The 17,920-nt window shown below is 71.8% G+C and carries 15 protein-coding genes; 6 read left to right on the top strand and 9 right to left on the bottom strand.

Annotated elements, in window-relative coordinates; all coding sequences use genetic code 11:
• Positions 1–279 precede the first annotated feature (279 nt).
• Genes D0D28_RS15275 through D0D28_RS15265 form a run of 3 tightly spaced genes read right to left on the bottom strand, consistent with a single transcriptional unit; the run spans position 280 to position 7,819 of the window.
• Positions 280–2,985 carry a glycoside hydrolase family 78 protein gene (locus D0D28_RS15275; RefSeq protein WP_116111000.1) on the bottom strand — a complete coding sequence of 902 codons (2,706 nt, stop codon included), beginning with the start codon at positions 2,983–2,985 and terminating at the stop codon, positions 280–282.
• Positions 2,982–6,533 carry a hypothetical protein gene (locus tag D0D28_RS15270; protein ID WP_116110999.1) on the bottom strand — a complete coding sequence of 1,184 codons (3,552 nt, stop codon included), beginning with the start codon at positions 6,531–6,533 and terminating at the stop codon, positions 2,982–2,984. The genes D0D28_RS15275 and D0D28_RS15270 overlap by 4 nt, the downstream gene beginning before the upstream one ends.
• Positions 6,530–7,819, bottom strand: coding sequence for an MFS transporter (locus tag D0D28_RS15265; protein ID WP_116111018.1), 1,290 nt, complete (start codon positions 7,817–7,819; stop codon positions 6,530–6,532). Before D0D28_RS15265 ends, D0D28_RS15270 begins: the two co-directional genes overlap by 4 nt.
• Before the next feature lie 152 nt (positions 7,820–7,971).
• Between D0D28_RS15265 and D0D28_RS15260 the strand changes: the two genes are divergently transcribed.
• Positions 7,972–8,973 carry a LacI family DNA-binding transcriptional regulator gene (locus tag D0D28_RS15260; RefSeq protein ID WP_116110998.1) on the top strand — a complete coding sequence of 334 codons (1,002 nt, stop codon included), beginning with the start codon at positions 7,972–7,974 and terminating at the stop codon, positions 8,971–8,973.
• A gap of 146 nt (positions 8,974–9,119) precedes the next feature.
• Here D0D28_RS15260 and D0D28_RS15255 read toward each other — a convergent pair whose 3' ends face one another.
• Both D0D28_RS15255 and D0D28_RS15250 read right to left on the bottom strand, forming a co-directional pair.
• Positions 9,120–9,371: a hypothetical protein gene (locus D0D28_RS15255; RefSeq protein ID WP_094006410.1), complete on the bottom strand. Its 252-nt coding sequence runs from the start codon at positions 9,369–9,371 to the stop codon at positions 9,120–9,122.
• A gap of 80 nt (positions 9,372–9,451) precedes the next feature.
• Positions 9,452–9,985, bottom strand: coding sequence for a superoxide dismutase (locus D0D28_RS15250; RefSeq protein ID WP_116110997.1), 534 nt, complete (start codon positions 9,983–9,985; stop codon positions 9,452–9,454).
• A gap of 58 nt (positions 9,986–10,043) precedes the next feature.
• Between D0D28_RS15250 and D0D28_RS15245 the strand changes: the two genes are divergently transcribed.
• A complete protein-coding gene (locus D0D28_RS15245) occupies positions 10,044–10,559 on the top strand; it encodes a DUF6328 family protein (protein WP_094006408.1) in 516 nt (171 codons plus the stop codon).
• A gap of 3 nt (positions 10,560–10,562) precedes the next feature.
• On the opposite strand, the gene D0D28_RS15240 is transcribed toward D0D28_RS15245, so the two are convergent.
• On the bottom strand, positions 10,563–10,844 hold the full coding sequence (locus D0D28_RS15240; protein WP_233157339.1) for a DUF3040 domain-containing protein: 282 nt from the start codon (positions 10,842–10,844) through the stop codon (positions 10,563–10,565).
• A 363-nt stretch (positions 10,845–11,207) separates the two neighbouring features.
• Here D0D28_RS15240 and crcB (D0D28_RS15235) point away from each other — a divergent pair, with 363 nt between their 5' ends.
• The 4 genes from crcB (D0D28_RS15235) to D0D28_RS15220 all read left to right on the top strand — a co-directional run bounded on the left by crcB (D0D28_RS15235) (position 11,208) and on the right by D0D28_RS15220 (position 13,833).
• Positions 11,208–11,633 (top strand): fluoride efflux transporter CrcB, encoded by a 426-nt coding sequence (crcB, locus tag D0D28_RS15235; protein WP_346009484.1) that lies wholly within the window; start codon positions 11,208–11,210, stop codon positions 11,631–11,633.
• The gene (crcB, locus tag D0D28_RS15230; RefSeq protein ID WP_116110996.1) at positions 11,630–11,998 is read left to right on the top strand and encodes a fluoride efflux transporter CrcB; all 369 of its coding nucleotides are present in this window, start codon (positions 11,630–11,632) and stop codon (positions 11,996–11,998) included. The genes crcB (D0D28_RS15235) and crcB (D0D28_RS15230) overlap by 4 nt, the downstream gene beginning before the upstream one ends.
• Positions 11,999–12,228: 230 nt before the next feature.
• Positions 12,229–13,500, top strand: a complete 1,272-nt coding sequence (locus D0D28_RS15225) for a YeeE/YedE family protein (protein WP_116110995.1) — start codon at positions 12,229–12,231, stop codon at positions 13,498–13,500.
• A gap of 96 nt (positions 13,501–13,596) precedes the next feature.
• Complete coding sequence (locus D0D28_RS15220) at positions 13,597–13,833, top strand: hypothetical protein (protein ID WP_116110994.1); 237 nt, start codon at positions 13,597–13,599, stop codon at positions 13,831–13,833.
• Between the two features lie 291 nt (positions 13,834–14,124).
• Here the strand turns inward: D0D28_RS15220 and D0D28_RS15215 are convergent, their stop codons facing one another.
• The 3 genes from D0D28_RS15215 to D0D28_RS15205 all read right to left on the bottom strand — a co-directional run bounded on the left by D0D28_RS15215 (position 14,125) and on the right by D0D28_RS15205 (position 17,916).
• Complete coding sequence (locus tag D0D28_RS15215; protein ID WP_240323212.1) at positions 14,125–14,331, bottom strand: hypothetical protein; 207 nt, start codon at positions 14,329–14,331, stop codon at positions 14,125–14,127.
• Positions 14,332–14,359: 28 nt separating this feature from the next.
• On the bottom strand, positions 14,360–16,018 hold the full coding sequence (locus D0D28_RS15210) for a hypothetical protein (protein WP_116110992.1): 1,659 nt from the start codon (positions 16,016–16,018) through the stop codon (positions 14,360–14,362).
• 65 nt (positions 16,019–16,083) lie between these two features.
• Entirely contained in the window at positions 16,084–17,916 is a 1,833-nt protein-coding gene (locus D0D28_RS15205) for a hypothetical protein (protein ID WP_205413272.1), read from the bottom strand.
• Positions 17,917–17,920 lie beyond the last annotated feature (4 nt).

Genomic DNA, 17,920 nt, shown 5'->3' with positions numbered 1-17,920 from the left:
TCGGGGCGGCTGGCGCGGGTTCGGTCGGCTGGTGGTGCGGCTGCGGCCGGGATGGTTGATGCCGGCTCGCTCGGGTCGCGGTGGTGACTGGAGTGGTTGGCGGGGGTTCGCTCTCGTTGCGGTGGGGCCGTGGCTGGGGCGGATTCAATCGGGCGGCGGGGCGCGACTGGAGTGGTTGATGCCGGCTGACTCCGGTAGCGGTCCGGCCGTGCCGGAGTGGCCGTCGCCGGGGTGGGCGACGGCCGGCTCGCTTCAGCAGCCACCCCGGGCGACGCGGGCTCACTCCAGCAGCTTCTCCAGCGCCTGCCGCGCGACCGACCCATCGTCGAGGGTCTTCATCGCCAGGAAGTCCGCCAGTTCCGGCGCCGGGCGGTCCAGGTAGCGGCCCGCCCGGTGCGCGGCGTCCACCGCGTCCTCGGCGAGTCCGTGCTCGACCAGCAGCGACACCGCCTCCGCCCACTTCGGCGAGCCGATCAGCTCACGAATGGTCCGCACGTGTGGCTGCGACAGGCACGGGTCGTCGACCGTCCAGCTGTGCGTGCCGTGCCGGACCTCGGTCACCGGGCCGCCGGGCACGTGCACTTCGGCCCGCGTGCCGGGCGGAACCACGACGTCCAGGGTCAGCTGCCCGTCCGCCCGTCGCCAGGCCACCGAAGCCGCACCAAAGGGCGTCTCGTGGCGGGCCGAGGCGTGGGTGAGCGCCGCGTCGGGCACCGGGCGCACCACCATCGACCGGTACCCGGGCGCGGCCGGCGCCAGCCCGGCGACCGTGCGGTGCATCCAGTCGGCCACCGCACCCAGCGCGTAGTGGTTGAACGAGGTCATCTCACCCGGGTTGATCGACCCGTCCGGCAGCATGCTGTCCCAGCGCTCCCAGATCGTCGTCGCGCCCATCGTCACCGGGTACAGCCACGACGGGCACCCCCGCTCCAGCAGCAGCCGGTACGCCAGCTCCGGGTACCCGGCCGTGGTCAGCGCGTCCGTGATCAGCGGCGTGCCGACGAACCCGGTCGCGATGCGGAAGCCGTTGGTGCGCACGAGATCCGCCAGTCGTCGACCCGCGACCGCCCGCTGCTCCTCCGTCGGCAGCAGTGCCCACTCGATCGCCTGCGCGTACACGGTCGGCGCGTCGGAGAGCACGCGCCCCGACCCGGTGACGTACTCCCGGACGAACGCCGCGCGCGTCTCCTCGGACAGCGTCCGGTATTTCGAACCGTCCCGGCCCAGCACCTCAGCTGCCGCGGCCACGATCTCCGCCGAGCGCACGAGATACGCCGTCGCGACCACGTCGGAGTCGGCCTTCGCCGCGAACGGGTCGTCCGGCGGTGCGGTGGGGTCGAGCCAGTCGCCGAACTGGAACCCGCCCGCCCACACGCCGTCGGTGGTCAGCGACGCGATCTTGTCGACCCAGCCGCGCATGCTGTCGAACTGCCGCGCCAGCACCTCGGCGTCGCCGAACCGCTGGTAGAGCACCCACGGCACGATCACCGCCGCGTCACCCCAGGCCGTCGCGGTCGGGCTGTCGCCGGGCAGCACGTCCGGGATCACGAACGGCACCGCGCCGTCCGGACGCTGATCGGCGGCGAGGTCGGCCAGCCACGAGCGCAGGAACCCGGCGCAGTCGTAGAGGAAGCTCGCGGTCGGCGAGAAGACCTGGATGTCGCCGGTCCAGCCGAGCCGCTCGTCGCGCTGCGGGCAGTCGGTCGGCACGTCGAGGAAGTTGCCGCGCATGCCCCACACGACGTTCTCGTGGAACTTCTCCAGGTCCGGGTCCGAGCAGCTGAACCAGCCGGTGCGGCGCAGATCGCTGTGCACCACCACGGCTTCCAGGTCCGCGGCTCGCAGATCGTCCACTCCGGACACCTCCGCGTACCGGAAACCGTGGAACGTCAGGCTTGGCTCCAGCACGGTCTCGGCGCCGCCGGGCAGGACGTAGGTGTCGGTCGCCTTCGCTGACCGCAGCGGCCGCACGCCCAGCTCGCCGTCCTCCAGCACCTCCGCGTGCCGCACGGTGACCTCGCGGGCGTCCCGCACCCGCAGCCGCACCCAGCCGACGACGTTCTGCCCGAAGTCCACCAGCGTCTTCCCGGACGGCGAGGCCCACACCCGCACCGCGGGCACCACCTCGGTCACCCGCACCGGCGGGCCCTCGGGCGCGACGAGCCGGCCGAGGTCGGCGTCCACCACCTCGACCTCGTCCGCTTCGGACTCGGTCAGCGTCAGGTCGGTGTGCTGCCCGTCGTACAGGTCGTCGGAGGTGATCCGGCTCTCCGTCGCCGACCACCGCTCGTCGGTGCTGATGACCTCGGTGGTGCCGTCGGCGTAGGTCACCTCCAGCTGCGCCAGCAGCGCGAGCCGGTCGCCGTAGAGCGCGCGGCGGCCGGACCAGGTGAGCCGACCGCGGAACCACCCGTTGCCGAGCAGGAACTCCAGGTCGTTGGTCCCCTCGCGGAGCAGCGAGGTGACGTCGTGGGTCTGGTAGCGCAGCCGGTGCGCGTAGCTGGTCCAGCCGGGCGCCAGCACCTCGTCACCGACGCGGGAACCGTTGATCGACGCGGTGTAGACGCCGTGCGCCGTCGCGTACAGCCGGGCGGACACGATGCCCGGCCGCAGCTCCACGCGGCGGGTGAGGATCGGCGCGCGCTGCCCGATGCCGCCGATCGTGCGCGGGCTGATGAAGCGCGCCGACCAGTCCTCCGGCCGCAACAGCCCGGTCTCCACCGTCGCCGGCTCCGACCACTCGTCGCCGACGCGCACGCGCACGGTCGCCCTGGTCCGCGACGGCAGCGGTTCGAACGGCCACGGCACCAGCACCTGGTCGGCCGATTCGACCCGCACCGTCGTCGACCCGTTCAGCTCGACCTCGTACGCGGTCTGCGCCCAGTCCGGGTCGTCCGTGCGCACCTGCCAGGACAGGCGCGGTGTGCCGGTGCCGATGCCCAGCGGGACGTCGTGGTGCTCGAAGCGGACGGCGGTGACGGTCAACGATCGCTCTCCTTCTCGTGCTGTACCAGCCGCACCGGCCCGAACAGGCCCGTGCGGACCTGCCCGGCGGCCACGGCCATCGTGGGCGACGCGTCGTCGAGGTACCCGGCGAGCGTCCCGCGGACGACGATTTCCAGTTCGTTGACGCCATCCCGGACCGCGTCCGAGATCTCGGACCGCCAGGGTCCCCAGACCAGGCGGTCGACGAGCCGGCCGTTGACCACCACGTCGGCCGTGCCGCGCACCTCGCCGAGGTCGAGCACGCCGAGGTCGGGCAGCGCCTCGAACGTGGTCCGGTACCGGACCAGGCCGCCGAGCGCACGCAGTCCGAGGTCCTCCCAGCTGTGCAGCTCGACCGGCGCTTCGGCGGTCTCGACCTCCAGTCCCGCGTCCAGCAGCGCGCCACCCCGGCGCCCGTCCACCGCGCGGAACCGCAGCTCGACGGGGGTGCCGGCGCGCAACGGCTTGGGGAAGCGGACTCGCTGGTCGACCGGCTTGTACTCGGCCTCGCCGATCCGGACGACCACGTCGAGATCGGTCGGGACGCGCAGCGCCACCGCACCGAGCGGGGCCGGGAAGGTCAGCGTCTCGGTGCGTTCCCCGCCCGGCGCGACGTCGGGGATCACCGGCACGACGACCTCGCCGGGCGCGGCGGCGGGTTCGAGCCAGTGCGCGCCGGGCAGCGGGTGCGGCCGCGCCCACCGGCACAGGAACCGCGGGTCGCGCCGGTGCAGGCGACGCACCTCGCCCCAGTCCGGTCCGCTGACCAGGCGCGGATCGCGCGAGTCCACGGCGACCGGGCCGGTCGTGATCAGGGTGAGCGTGTTCTCCCCGGGGCGGAGGTGTTCGCGCAGGTCATACGGGTGGATGCGGATCTCGCGGAACCCGGGGTAGGGGTTGAAATCGCCCTGCCTGCCCACCTCGGCGCCGTTGACGAGGACCCGGCAGGCCTCCTCGCTGGCGACCTGCACCGTTGCGTCACTGGGCATCTCGTCGAGGTGGAAGGTCCGGTGGATCTCCCCGCCCGCCAGCCATTCCGGCCTGCGGTAGGCGGCAGGATCGGTGACCACCGCGAACGACGCCCGCAGTGGGCCGTCCTGGTCCGCGGTGAACTCGATCTCCACCCGCACCGTCCGGCTGGCCGGAAGCGGGCTGAACGACTTGTACCCCGGCCGGTCGACCGGCACCTCCGCACCGTCCACGAACACCCGCCGCGCCGCGCTCGCCCCGACGGCGAGGAACAGACCGTCGCGCTCGGGCAGGGGCAGATACGTTCGTATTCCGACCGTCTCCCCGGTGCGCACGTGCCGCCAGTCGAGGAACTCCTCGGGCACGTAACCCTTGGGGCCCAGCGCTTCCGCGTGCCCGGGGTCGTCGCGGATGCCGCGGGACAGCGACCACGTGACGGGCCGCCACCCATCGGCGTCCCGGGCTTCCGCGAACACGCCGTACCCGGCCAGCTCGTCACCCAGCCGCCAGACCTCGATCGGCAGCACGCCGGTGCGGGACGGCGCGGCCAGGTCGCCGTGCCGGTTGTCCAGAGTGGACTCCGCCAGCCCGCGCCAGTCGTCCAGGAGCACCGACCGCACCACCGGCCCCGGCGGCGTGTGCGTGGCCGCGGGCAGGTCGTCGCCGAAGACGAGCAGCGTCATCGGCCCGTCGGTGAAGGCGACCTCGACCGAACCGTGCACGACTGGGACGTTCGTGCGCTCCCCGGTGCGCGGGTTCCACTGCTGGGCCCGTCCGGTCACCCCGCTGACCCGCGCCACCCGGTCCGAGGGCGACACGAACTCGTACCCGTTCGCGCGCAGCTGCCGCCAGTACTCGTCCCAAGGAAAACCCGTGTCCGTCCAGCCTTCGCGGTCGAGGTCGACGATCGGCGCCCGGGTGCCGCTGCGCTCGTCGTGCGCGGTCAGCAGCAGGACGAGCCGGTCGCCGTGCCGCCGGACCAGGAACGGCACGTCGGACCGGATCCGGGATTTCGGAAGCACCGCCGGAACGTCCTCGGGCTCGGCGACCGTGATCGCGCCCGCCACTGCGCCGCCGCCCACGCAGACGACGGTCCCGCCGGCCGCGGCGAACTCCGCGAGGCGAGCGGCCGCGGCGGGGAGCAGCAGTTCGACCTCGGGCAGCACCACCGCGCGGTAGGTCTCCGCCCCGATCCGCAGCCCGTCGGCGGTGACCTCCCCGGAGGCGATCGTGGCCTCGTCGAACGTGTCGTGGTCGATCCCGGCGCGCTCCAGCACCCCGCGTTCCTCGGCGAACCAGGTGCCCACCCCGTTGAGGGCGTGGAACGTGGCCGCCGCGCGCTCCGCGGGCGGCAGCGGGCCGTCCAGCGTCAGGTAGGCCTGAGCGGTGCTGGTCGGCGACAGCAGCACCACGTCGCAGCAGTGCGTGCCCGCCGTCAGCACCGAGCACAACCGGCTCACCGCGCCGGAGAACTGCGAGTACGCGGGCCAGTACGGCTGCCGCCAGCAGGTCGACGGCGGCGCCCACTCCCACCAGCCACCCGCCGTCGAGTAGTACACCGCGTGCGGGTCGTAGAGCGTGGCGCCGCGGCGCAGGAACGGCGCGAGCCAGTCGTAGGTCTCCTCGAGCGTGCCGCCCCAGCCCGACGAGTGGAACGCCTCGATCCAGGTGCGCGGGTGCCCGTGCGCGTGGGCGAGCGAGCTGTGCACCTTCGCGTCGCCCCAGTGGTCGCTGCCCGGCGCGCCGAACCCGGAGTGCGTGCCCAGGTAGTCGCCGTAGATCCGGACACCGCCCACCGGATCGCCTTCGCGGGCCGGGCTCGCCTGGTCGAACCCGCAGATCAGGCCGCGGTGGCTGAGCCACTGAGCCAGTGGACCGAATAACGCGCGCCGCGCCAGCCGGGCACGGTGTTCCTGGTAGTCCCGGCGGATCCCGGCCGACTCCGCGTCGTCGCCCGCGTACAGCGCGGACAGCCGCGGCACCAGGTCGTAGCCGTACTCGGCCGCGAAGGTCTCCGCGAAGTCGTGCCCCCAGGTCGGCAGCGGTGGCAGCTCGTCCTGGAAGAAGCCCGGGATCACCGTGCCGAACCAGCGGCCGACGTGCCGCTCCAGCTCGCCGTGCACCTGGTCGAGCAGCGCCGCGCAGGCGTCCGGGTTGAAGTAGTCGAAGCCGCTGACGCGGTGGCTGATCGTGCCGTCCGGGTCCCGGTGCAGGGCGAGCCCGGCGAACTCCGGGTGGGCCGCGGTGAGGCGGCCCTGGAAGTTCGCCCCGGAGAACCCGATCTGGTCGTACATCCACAGCTGGAACCCCAGCTCGGCGGCGTCGGCGCAGGCGCCGTCCAGCAGCTCGATCCACTTCGGACTGAGGAACGGCGGATCGTCGGCCAGCGAACCGAACATCGGGCCGGTCGGCGCCAGGCACATCACCACCGCCTGCCGGACGCCCTGCGACACCAGCTGTTCCATCTGCCACCGGATCCGGTCCCCGGTGACCCGGCCGCCGCTCCACCACCAGATCGGCAGCGGCGAGAACTCGGGGCCGGGATCGGTGAACCGGGTCAGCAGCTCGTCGGAGCTCATGCGGTGGTGCGCTCCGCCTCGATCTGCTCCAGCGACTTGCCCGAGGTGTTCGGCATGAAGAAGAACCCGACGCCGCCGCTGATCACCAGGAACAGCGTGAGCAGACCGCCGGCGAGGGTGAACCCGCCGCTGGCCAGCGTCGGCAGGAAGAAGCTCCACACACCCAGCAACGTCCGGGCGACGCCGAAGGTGAAGCCCTGCGCGGTGCCGCGCAGCATCGTCGGGAACAGCTCCTGGCTCCACACCTTGTAGAACGCCTCACCGGCGAGCGAGCAGCCGACGCCGAACAGCACGATGTTGGCGATGATCACCGGGACGTTGAACGGCAGCACCACGTAGAGCCCGTAGGCGACGATCTGCATAATCGCGCCGATGCCCCACATCCACTTGCGCGTGTGGTGGCTGCGGTCGGCGAAGCGCATGAAGACCAGCGTGGTGACCAGGATGCCGATCACGAACCCGGCGCAGGACAGCGCGACGCTGGCCGCCTGGCTGCCCGCGTTGAGGGTCTTGATGACGTACGGCGTGAAGATCCCCGACGTGCCCGCCGCGATGTTCCAGAACACGTAGACGAGCCCGGTGAACAGCAGCGCCTTGAGGTGGGCGCCCCGGAAAAGCGCTTTCAGCTGGTACTTGACGTCCTTCGTGGAGGCGGCCGAGGTCCAGCGCGCGGATTCGGACAGGCCCCGGCGCATGGCCCAGGTGACCAGCGCGATCACGAACAGGTGCAGGAACACGATCCGCGTGCCCAGCAGGTCCAGCGGCGTGAGCGCGAGCGACAGCAACAGCACGATCACCGGGCCGAGGTTCCACGCGACCTGGGTGAAACCGAGGAGCTTGCCGCGTGCCTTCGACGGGGAGAACTCGCCGACCAGCGCCAGCGACGTCGGCACGTCCGCACCGACCGCGACCCCGACGACGAACGTGCCGATGAACAGCATCGGCGTGTTGACCGCGAGCGCGATGCACAGGATGCCGGCCGCGTAGACCAGCAGGTCGTACTTGTAGATCCGCTTCCGGCCCAGCTTGTCGCCCAGCCGGCCGCCGATGAACGCGCCGATCGCACAGCCGATGGCGTTCGGGCCGATCGCGGCGAGCGCGCCCACCGCGCCCTCGGACAGGCCGAGGTAGCTCTGGAAGAGGGCCAGACCGGCACCGAGGGCGACGATCGACCCGGCATCCAGGTAGGAGGCCATGCCCGCGAGCACGGACCACCGCCACTGCTGGCGGCTGATCGTGCCGCCGTCTTCCACGGCGCTCGCGCCGACCGCTTCGCGTGAGGTCATGTGGTTCTCCTCGTCTTCCTTGACGCGGGTCACATTTTGAAACGTATTAAGCGGGCAGGTTAGCGTGTGGGTGGGGGAATAACAAGCTTCCGTTCGGCCCATTGAACGTTTCATGCGTGCTAGGCTCGTAGCCTGGCAGATCGAGGGGACGCATGGTTGGCATCAAGGATGTGGCCCGGCGCGCCGGGGTCTCCATCGGCACGGTGTCCAATGTGGTCAACCGGCCGCACATCGTTTCCCCGGCCACCCGCTCACGCGTGCTGTCCGTCATCGAGGAGCTGGGCTACGTCCGCGACGAGTCCGCGCGGCAGCTGCGGGCCGGCCGCAGCCGCATCATGGCGCTGCTCGTGCTGGACCTGGCGAACCCGTTCTTCGTCGACGTCGCGCGCGGAGCCGAACAGGCCGCGCACGACGCGGGGCTGAGCGTCATCACGTGCAACAGCGGGCAGCGCGTCGACCGCGAGGAGTCGTACCTGTCGCTGCTGGCCGAGCAGCGGGTGCGGGGGTTGTTGCTGAGCCCGGTCGACACGTCCGGCGCGGCGCTGGAGACGTTCCGCCGCAGTGGGATCCCGTACGTGTTCGTGGACCGGAAGGTGCCCGCGGACGAGGCGAGTTCGGTGTCCGTGGACGATCTCGCGGGCGGTGAGCTGGCCGGGCGGCACCTGCTGGAGACCGGGCACCGGCACATCGCGTTCGTCAACGGGCCGCGGATACTCACGCAGTGCCGCGACCGGGAACAGGGGCTGCGGACCGCGCTGGAGGGGTCCGGGGCCGAGCTGTCGGTGATCGAGACGGCCGAGCTGGACGTGGTGTCCGGGCGGGACGCGGGCGCGCGGCTGCTGGGCGTGAGCCCCCGGCCGACGGCGGTGTTCTGCGCCAACGACCTGCTCGCGCTGGGCGTGCTGCAGGCGATGGTCGGCGCGGGCGTGCGGGTGCCGGACGAGATGGCGATCGTGGGCTACGACGACATCGAGTTCGCCGGGGCGGCGGCGGTGCCGCTGACGTCGGTGCGCCAGCCCGCGCGGCGGCTGGGCCAGACGGCGGCGGAGTTGCTGATCGCGGAGACGGCGGACCCGGGGAACCGGCCGGCGCACCGGTCGGTGGTGTTCAAGCCGGAGCTGGTGGTGCGGGCGTCGACGCAGTCGCGCCGGTGAGGGCTTCCGGGCGGCGGCTCGGGTGGCGCCCGGCAGTTTCGAGCTGATTCCCCCGTGGGCGGGCAGGCGCGCCTCGCGGGCTCCGGTGCCAGCGCGGGTCAGCGTTCCGCGCCGGAGCGGTGGCACCGGGTGCCGCCCGCGGCCCGTCAGTGTTTGGCCACGTAGCGGCGCCAGAGCCGGCGTGGCTCCGGCTCGCGCGGTGCGGGCACCAGCAGGTGCGTCAGGCACTCTTCGCAGGTCTTGCCGGGTGGTGCGGTCATCGCGGCGGGGAGGAATCGTGCGCCGCACACCGATTCCAGCTCCAGGCCCGCCGCCATCGCCGTGTCGGGAACCGCGTGCTCGGCCGTGCCGTCCGCGCTGGTCACCCAGACCGGATGGTCGTCCGGGGTCGCTTCCATCGCTTCTCCCCTCCGCCGCTGCTCCGTCCGGACCTACCCGCGGGCCGCCGGCTCAAGCCGGATTCACCTGGCCGTGGCGGTCACCTCGGCCCGAACTCGAGGTTCAGGCAGGCCAGCCGCCCGCCCGCCGTCCCGGCGTGACCCGGGCCCGTGTGCGTGTGCGTCTCGTGGATGACCACCGACGCCGGCAACCGGTCGCCGTAAGTCCAATCCACGTGCGAAACCGCGAACCCGCTGCCGTTCGCGGTTGTGGTGAAGTCGAGCCAGATCTCGTTGCGCGGGTTGGCGTACGCCGGGTCGGTCGAGGGCTGCACCGGGTCCGGCACGTGCTGGTAGTGCGGCCCGGAATCGCTCGGCGACGGCCCGCACGGCTTGGTGTGCACGTGGGCCCCGTACTCGCGGGCGGGCAGCAGACCGCGCACGGAAAGCGCCGTCAGGGTGCCCGCCGCCGACGCCGTGAACGCCCGCGCCGTCGCCCCCTCTGGCACGAGGGCCGTGTCGTAGCGCACGACGGAGGTGCCGACGCCCACCTGCGCGGCGCGTGCGGCGGCGGCTTCGGCGGGTGACAGGACCGGCAGTGCGGCCGCGGCGAGGACCAAGGGGACGATTCGCATGATGTTCCATTTATCGGTCATTCTGTGACCGCGCAAATCCTCCCATAGGCTGATCTCCGTGAGCGGCCCTGACGAAGAGACACCGAACCAGCGCCTCGCGCGGAACGTGAACGAGCTTCTCGGCGAGCTGCGAGTGGCGCAGGCCGGGGTGCAGATCCTGTTCGGCTTCCTGCTGACGGTCGTGTTCACCGGCGAGTTTCGCGCGGCCAGCGGGTTCGAGAAGGCCGTGCACCTGGTCGCGGTGCTGCTCGCGGTCGTCTCCACGGCGCTGCTGTCCTCGCCCGCGGCGTGGCACCGGATCCTGTTCCGCGCCGGCCGCCGCGACGACATCCTGCGCGCGGGCAACCGCGCCGTCCTGGCCGGCCTGGTCTGCCTGGCGGCCGCGATCACGGCGACGGTGTCGCTGATCGCGAAGGTGGTCTACGGCCCGATCGCGATGGCGATCGTCGGCGGGCTGGTCGGTATCACGTTCGCGGTGCTGTGGTTCGTGGTCCCGAACTTCCTGTCGAACCACGCGCAGCAGGACACCCGCCCGTCACCGGTGCCGCCGAGGGACTCCGCCGCGGCGGAGTAGCGGTCACAACCGGTGCAGCCAGGCGCGCCAGATCAGCGCCGTCGGCAGCACGGAGGTGAACACGGTTCCGATCACGAACAGGACCAGCGTCTGCGACTGGGCCGCGGCCACCAGCAGGAACAGGCCGATCACCAGGGAGCCGAGGATGCACAGGACGGACAGCAGGATGCCGGACACGCGCATCGGCCGGAGTTCGGCCAGTCGCTGCGCCAGGCGCGGGTTCTCGGCGGCCAGTTGCCGCTCGATCTCCGAGAGCCGTCGCTGTTCTTCACCGTGGAGTGCCATCGCCCGCACCGCCTCTACCGACCAGTATCGCTCGCCGACGGCTCCTTGTCACGGGTGTGATCTGCGTTGTTCTTCTGCCGCTGCCCGATGCGCGCTCACCCTGAGTAGGTAATATTACCTCCCGTTAACCCGATCGCGGGAACCAAAGGGCGAGGGGAGAGCGTCCGATCCTGCGAGAACGAACCGTGTGGGAGTGCACGCGCGGGCGAGGGAGAAGGTGCTGTGATGAGCAAGACCGACGAGCGCGTCATCGGTGACACGCCGATCTTCGAGGCGCTGCGCGAGGAGTTCGACTTCGACCGCCTGCTCGAGGACCTGGTCGAGGAGCCGAAGCAGGCCGAGTGAGACGTTACGGTGGTGGCTGTGAGCGGTGATCCCGGCACGGCCACCACCACGCGCCGATCGCAGGCCCCGGTCGTGGCGGCCGTCGCGGTCGGCGGTGGAATCGGTGCGCTGGCCAGGTACGAGCTGACCGCCGCCTGGCCCGCGGCGCCGGGTCACTTCCCGTGGGCGACGTTCGTCATCAACGTCACCGGCTGTTTCCTGATCGGTGTCCTGATGGTGCTGGTCACCGAGGTCCGCCCGGCGCACCGCCTGGTCCGGCCCTTCCTCGGGGTCGGGGTGCTGGGCGGGTTCACCACGTTCTCGACCTACGCCGTCGAGATCCACGGGCTGCTCGCGCCCGGTTCGGCAGGTGTGGCGTTCGCCTACCTCGGCGGGACACTCCTGGCGGCGATGCTCGCCGTGCTCGCCGGTGTCGCCCTGACCCGACGGCTGGCCCGCCGATGACGGCCGTGCTCGTCGTCGCCGGCGCGATGGTCGGCGCGCCCCTGCGTTACCTCACCGACCGCGCGGTGCGATCGCGGTACGACGGGCCGTTCCCGTGGGGCACCTTGCTGGTCAACGTCGCCGGGTGCCTGATCCTCGGCGGCCTGACCGGCGCCGGATCCGCGCTGCCCGCCCCGATGCTCGCGCTGCTCGGCACCGGGTTCTGCGGCGCGTTGACCACGTACAGCACGTTCAGCTTCGAGACGCTGCGGCTGGTCGAGCAGAAGGCGTACTTCTCCGCGGTGGTGAACATCGTGGTCAGCGTGGCCGCCGGACTCGGTGGCGCGTATGCCGGATTTGCCCTCGTGCAGGCGTTTGTGGCATGACGTCCAGCAGGGAACTGCTCGTTGAACACGGTTCCCGGCACTGCCTGGTTGACCGGGCGGATTCGTGATCACTGCCGGTTGCGGACCCCGCCCTCGAGCGGGGTCGAGGTGGCAGATGTGACCGAGTAGGCCCGATGGCGTACCGCACTCTGGGATGACCTGGGCGAACGGTTCACGGAGTCTTAACGTGGTCCGTGGTTCGTCCCCATGGCCCCGTTTTGGAGTGCTCTGTGTCCGCTGTCACCGACCGGCAGCCTGCCGGCAACTTCCTGCTGCGCTCGCCCACCTCGTGCGCCGCGCCGATACCGGAGCCCGAGGAGCCGGTCCGCAAGGTCCCGCTCGCCGTCTCGGCCGCCGGGTCGGTCGCGTTGAGCTGGTACGTCTGGGCCACCTACGGCGGCAAGTTCGGCGCCCTGCTGGTCATCGGGCTGTTCCTCGGCCTCGCGCTGTACCACTCGCGCTTCGGGTTCACCTCGGCCTGGCGGCAGCTCATCGCGGTCGGCAACGGCGAGGGTCTGCGCGCCCACGCGCTGCTGCTCGGCACGGCCGCGACGTTGATCGCCTTGCTCATCGGCACCGGCACCGGCCTGTTCGGCACCACGCCGAAGGCCACGGCCGGCCCGATCGGGCTCGCGTTGTTCGTCGGGGCCGCGCTGTTCGCGATCGGCATGCAACTCGGCGGCGCGTGCGCGTCCGGCACGTTGTTCGCGGTCGGGTCGGGGCAGTCGTCGATCGTGCTCACGCTCGGCGGGTTCATCGCCGGGTCCGTCTTCTACACCTGGGCGTTCCCGATCTTCGACGGCTGGCCGCAGGTGACCGGCGTGCTGCTCGCCGACCACGTCGGCTGGTTCGGCTCGTGGGCCATCACCATCGCCGTGCTCGGGCTGGTCGTCGTCGCGACCCGGGTCGTGCAGGCGCGCCGCAACCCGCCGCCGGTGGGTGTGCCGCCGACCGCGAAGGGCGTCGCGCGCGTCTTCCGCGGCTCGTGGCCGCTGCTGGTGGGCGCGGTCGTGCTGGCCGTGCTCGCCGCCGCGGTCGTGCTCGTCTCCGGCGGCACCTGGGGCGTCACGTTCGCCTTCGCCCTGTGGGGCGCGAAGTTCCTGCAGCTGATCGGCCTGCACCCGGAAACCTGGGAGTTCTGGCAGACCACCAGCAACGCCAAGTCGCTGGCGAGTCCGATCTGGACGGACAAGACCAGCCTCACCGACATCGGCATCATCCTGGGCGCGGCGGTCGCGGCCGCGGCGGCGGGCACGTGGAAGATCCACTCGGAGATCCCGTGGCGCACGGCGATCGCGTCCGTCCTGGGTGGAATCCTGATGGGCATCGGCGCCCGTCTGGCCGGCGGCTGCAACATCGGCGCCTACCTGGCCGGTATCTCCACCGGCAGCCTGCACGGCTGGTTGTGGGGCGTCTTCGCGCTGGGTGGCACGTGGATCGGCCTGAAGCTGCGGCCGCTGTTCGGGCTCGCCAACCCGAAGCCGGCGGACTCCATCTGCTGAGTTCCCAAGCCCTGGAATGGCAGGACAACCACCCGGTTGTCCTGCCATTCTTCGTTGCGGGGAAAGGAAAATCCCCGACAACAGAAAGGTGGGAACATGAAGAAGACCGTGATCCGGGGCCTCGTCGCGAGCGCCCTCGCCGGGGCGGCCGTGATCGGCGCCGCGGCCCCCGCGCTGGCCGCGCCCGCGCCGGGTGACGTGGCGGTCGTGGACGAGCCGGACACGTCCAACCTCGACAACGCCTACACCTTCGCGCCGCTGGGCGTGCCGGTGATCGGGCTGATCCGCTCCATCAACGCGGCGCCGGGCAAGCTCCTGCCGAGCTTCGGCTGAGGTTGAACACGGAAGAGCCCCGCGCCACCCACCTGGCGCGGGGCTCTTCCTGTTCGGGCCGCTGGTAACGGTGGTCGGGTGGCCGGGGAGGGTTGCAGGTGCCGGCGCTGCCAGGTGCCTGGCGGGGGCTCGTGCACCGTCGGCCGGTGAGTTGCGGAGGGGCTGGGCCGCTGGCTCGGCGCCGCGATCTGCCTGGTGCGGGGCCCAGGAACCGTCGTCGCGCCTCGGGTGGGCCGGGCTGGAACACGGAAGAGCCCCGCGCCACCCACCTGGCGCGGGGCTCTTCCTCGGTCAGCCCGCCAGTTCGGTCAGCAGGCCGTAGACCGGGGCCAGCGCCGTCGTCGGCAGGCCGATCGTCGGGTCGAGCAGTGGGCCGGCGTCCACGCCCGGCACGACCCAGATCGGCACCTCGTCGGCGCTCGCGACGCCGCCGCCCAGCCCCAGTGCCGCGGCCGCGATCACACCGCCGGCCAGCACCCTCACCACACTCCTGCGCACTTGCACTCTCCTTTCTGCTCCGCCCGTCTCAACCGAGCGGAAAACTGATCGGCACGACCGTCCCCTGTGGAACGAAGAACCCGGGTCCCTCGCCGGGGGAGTCCATGCCCGGCGCGTGCGGCTGTCCCGGCGCCATCGGCATGGCGTTGACCTGCGCCGACGCGAACAGCTGCACCCGCGGCGCCTCCGGCTGCTCCGGGCCGAGCCACTGCCGGAACCCGGTCGCGGTCGCCGCCTCGCCGGGGAAGGCGTTGTCCAGCGCGACGGCATAGCTCACTGCGGCCTGCTCGCGCGGGTCGAACCGCAGCGGCACCGTTGAGCTGGTCACCGTGTTGACCAGCGGCCCGGTCAGCAGCCACGGAGCGACGTACAGCCCGTACGGGTACGCCGGCCGTTCCCGCTGCGCCGCGGCCGCCCCGTCCAGCGCCGCGGCCGCCTGTGCCCAGCCCGCGACCACCACCAGCGCGACGCCGTCCGGGCGCACGGCGATTCCGTCAGCCGCGGCGGCGTCCCGGACCACCCGGCCGGCCGCGGCGCCACGCGGCGACGAATCGTCCACGACGGTGATCGACTGGGTCTTCCGGTCGGCCAGGAAACCGACCAGCTTGCGCAGCGCGTCGGCGTCCGCTTCGGACAGTGCGTCCGCCGGGCAGTTCGTCAGCACGTCCTTCCGCCCCGCGACCAGGCCGCCGAGCGCGGTGGTCGCGCACTCGGGCCCATCCGGCCCCGACGCCGTTCCCAGAGCGGTCAGCGAACCCGTGTCCACCTCGACCGTCCGGTCACCCACCACCAGCTCGCTGCGTCCCGCGGGCAGCTCGACCTCGGCCCAGAAACCCGAGGCACCAGGCCGCGCGACCGCCGGGACGGCCGGCCCGTCCCCGACCCGGACCGAGCCCGCGGTGGGCAGGTGCACCAGGTTCACCCCCGGCCGCTGCGGGCTGACCAGCACCGGCGTGCCACCCCCGTCGGCGAGCAGCGGCACGCCCGGCACCGGCAGGTCGGCCGGTTCCGGCAGGGCCACGAACGCGCTCCACGCCACGAACGCGGCCGCGACACCGACGACCGCCACCCGCCGCCACAGCACGGCCGCCACGATCGGCAACACGAACGCGGCCAGCAGCGCGATTCCGAACCCCGTGTCGTAAAGCCGCCGGTCGAACGCCACACCGGACAGGACCAGCTGCACCGCGCCCGCCAGCGCCAGCACACCGCCGAGCGTCCACGACAGCGGCCCGAGCCGCGGCGTCTCCGCCCGCGCCAGCGCCAGCGACGCCAGTCCGAACCAGACGGCCGTCGCCGCGACGTACACCGTGTCGATCGCGAACTCCACCCCGGACCGGCCGAGCGCGGTCTCCAGGATCAGCAGCACCAGCAGCGCGGTGGCCACCCAGCGGCCCACCGGCGGCCGCCGCGCGGTCAGCACCGGCACGGCCAGCACCAGCAGCGCGTGCACGACGGCCCCGACGACGTTGACCGCGAAGGCCACCGCCGACACCACGGCCAGCACCGCCGAGAGCCCGCCGAGGACGACGGTGACCTGCCACAACCGGCGGGGCAGCGTCACCTGCGGCCGCAGCAGCCCGACCCCCGCGACGAACGCCGTGGCCGGCAACAACACCAGCCGCACGATCAGCGCGGCCAGATCCAGCCCGGCCGAGCCGGTGACCGGATGGGACCCGTGGTCCATGACGTACCTCTTCCGCGCGCCGTCCGTGCGGGGCCGGGTCCGGCCCGGCCCCGCACGGAGAGCGCTTACTTCACGTCCGCGTCAGCGACGACGAACAGTTCCGAGTGGGGCTTGGCGTTGCCGAAATCGCCGTGCGGCCACGACTTCCGGTTGAAGTTGATGCCCACCTGGCCGGTGAACTCGTCGCGGAAGTCCTGGTCCACCGAGGCCTTGCCGTCCGGCGTCAGGTTCACGATGTTGACCTTGTGGTCACCGTCCAAACCGGACCGCGCCACGAAGTAGTTCGACACCGCGAGCCGGTCCGGCGAGGTGATCTCGTGGTAGAAACCGTCCTCGCCCAGCTCGAAGTTGTCGTAGGCGCCCCAGTGCGGGCCGGCTCCCGGGGTGCCCGGGTTGATCGGCGCCGCACCGGCGAGCGTGGGCAGCACCCCGTTGTCCGCGCCGCTGCGCGCCTGCTCCTTCGTCTGGATGCCCGGACCGGCCCAGTCGGGACCCTGCGCGAGCAGGTTCTCGATGTTCAGGATGTAGACGCCGCCGGTGGTGCCGGGGTCGTCCGGCCCGAGCGTGCCCTTCTGCCGCCCCTGGATGGCGCGGTAGAGGAACCGGTCGTCCGGGCTGGTCTGGATCCAGCCGCCGTTGGAGCTGGCGCCGATGCTGTCGTTGTTGCCCAGCGCCCGGTTCGCCGCGCCGTCGTCCCACACCTGGTACCAGTGGGGCTCGGCCTTGGTGATGTCCGGCGTGTAGAACACCGCGCCGCCCTGCATGGTCTGGGCGAACGCGCCCTTGTGACCGGGCAGGTTCGTCACCGTGGTCTCCATGACCGCCCGGCTCTCGGCGTAGAGCGGGTCGTAGTCGCCGGCGCGGGGGCCGTCCGGCAGGTACGACACGGCCTTGAGCTTCGGGTTGTTGCGGTCGGAGATGTCCCAGGTCCGGACGGTCGGCCGGCGCAGGTACGGCGACGGCTGCTTGACCGGGTCGAGGATGATGTTCCGCGGCTCCGCGTAGTCGCTGGTGACCAGCGTGTTCAGGTCCTCACGGGCCTGGATGCCGTGGGGGTTGGCGCAGGTCGGCTGGCCCAGCGTCGGCAGGTTCTCGCACAGCTTCGCGTTGTCGCCCTGCGGGGTGGCCGCCGAGGTCTGCGACAGCACCTGCGCGTTCTCGTCGAAGCGCACGACCTCACCGGGGCTGCCGGCGAACCCGTTGCTGATCACGGTCTGGCCGTTGGCGTAGGTGTACGGGCCGGGCGCGACCGGGCCACCCATGTACGTGCCGTAGGCCGTGCCGTCCTTGAGCACCCAGTAGGCGTCCGGCACGGACCCGCCGAGCGTCTGGGTCGGCAGGCTGACGCCCTTGAGCTTGAGCTGCGGCAACGCGCTCACGTCGAACGCGTACGTCGCCGCGGCGAACAGCGCGCCGGCGTAGATCGTGTCGCCCTTGTGCCACACGTACTGCATGTGGTGCGGCTCGTTCTCGACCAGCGGGCCGACGGTGGCGGTGTTGACGACCTTGCCGTACGTCGGCGAGCCCTTGGTGGCGTCGATGACGGCGAGGAAGTCCGGGCCGGGCAGGGCGTTCTTCGCCTTGTTCAGTCCGCCGCTGATGGTGCCGGGCAGGTTCTTGACGTCCTTGACGACCGTGTCGGCGATGTTCTCGTCACCGGCCCAGACGAGCAGCCATTCCTTGCGCTGCCCATTGTTTTCACTGCGAATTTTATTGCCGTCGACGAGGTGGTTCTCCACCCAGTACTGTTTTCCGTCCGCCCCGGTTTTCGAGTCGGTGACCACCTGCACGTCGGCGTAGGCGCTGCTCGTGCCGGTGTAGGTCACGGCGCCGGCGGCCAGTGCGACGGCCACCGTGCCGATCGATATCTTTCGCCATGACGGCGATTTCAGGCGCATGCCT

It is taken from the genome of Amycolatopsis ruanii (assembly GCF_003385175.1).
Lineage (GTDB): Bacteria > Actinomycetota > Actinomycetes > Mycobacteriales > Pseudonocardiaceae > Amycolatopsis_E > Amycolatopsis_E thermalba.
The sequence above is the reverse complement of the archived record's forward strand: the minus strand, read 5'-3'. Positions and strand labels throughout refer to the sequence as shown.

What these genes read in the sequence shown, in the direction of transcription:
- D0D28_RS15265 (WP_116111018.1), bottom strand. Translation starts at nt 7,819, where the DNA reads ATGACCTCACGCGAAGCGGTCGGCGCGAGCGCCGTGGAAGACGGCGGC.
- crcB (WP_116110996.1), top strand. Translation starts at nt 11,630, where the DNA reads ATGACGGCCGTGCTCGTCGTCGCCGGCGCGATGGTCGGCGCGCCCCTG.
- D0D28_RS15255 (WP_094006410.1), bottom strand. Translation starts at nt 9,371, where the DNA reads ATGGAAGCGACCCCGGACGACCATCCGGTCTGGGTGACCAGCGCGGAC.
- D0D28_RS15205 (WP_205413272.1), bottom strand. Translation starts at nt 17,916, where the DNA reads ATGCGCCTGAAATCGCCGTCATGGCGAAAGATATCGATCGGCACGGTG.
- D0D28_RS15210 (WP_116110992.1), bottom strand. Translation starts at nt 16,018, where the DNA reads ATGGACCACGGGTCCCATCCGGTCACCGGCTCGGCCGGGCTGGATCTG.
- D0D28_RS15240 (WP_233157339.1), bottom strand. Translation starts at nt 10,844, where the DNA reads ATGGCACTCCACGGTGAAGAACAGCGACGGCTCTCGGAGATCGAGCGG.
- D0D28_RS15260 (WP_116110998.1), top strand. Translation starts at nt 7,972, where the DNA reads ATGGTTGGCATCAAGGATGTGGCCCGGCGCGCCGGGGTCTCCATCGGC.
- D0D28_RS15250 (WP_116110997.1), bottom strand. Translation starts at nt 9,985, where the DNA reads ATGCGAATCGTCCCCTTGGTCCTCGCCGCGGCCGCACTGCCGGTCCTG.
- D0D28_RS15270 (WP_116110999.1), bottom strand. Translation starts at nt 6,533, where the DNA reads ATGAGCTCCGACGAGCTGCTGACCCGGTTCACCGATCCCGGCCCCGAG.
- D0D28_RS15220 (WP_116110994.1), top strand. Translation starts at nt 13,597, where the DNA reads ATGAAGAAGACCGTGATCCGGGGCCTCGTCGCGAGCGCCCTCGCCGGG.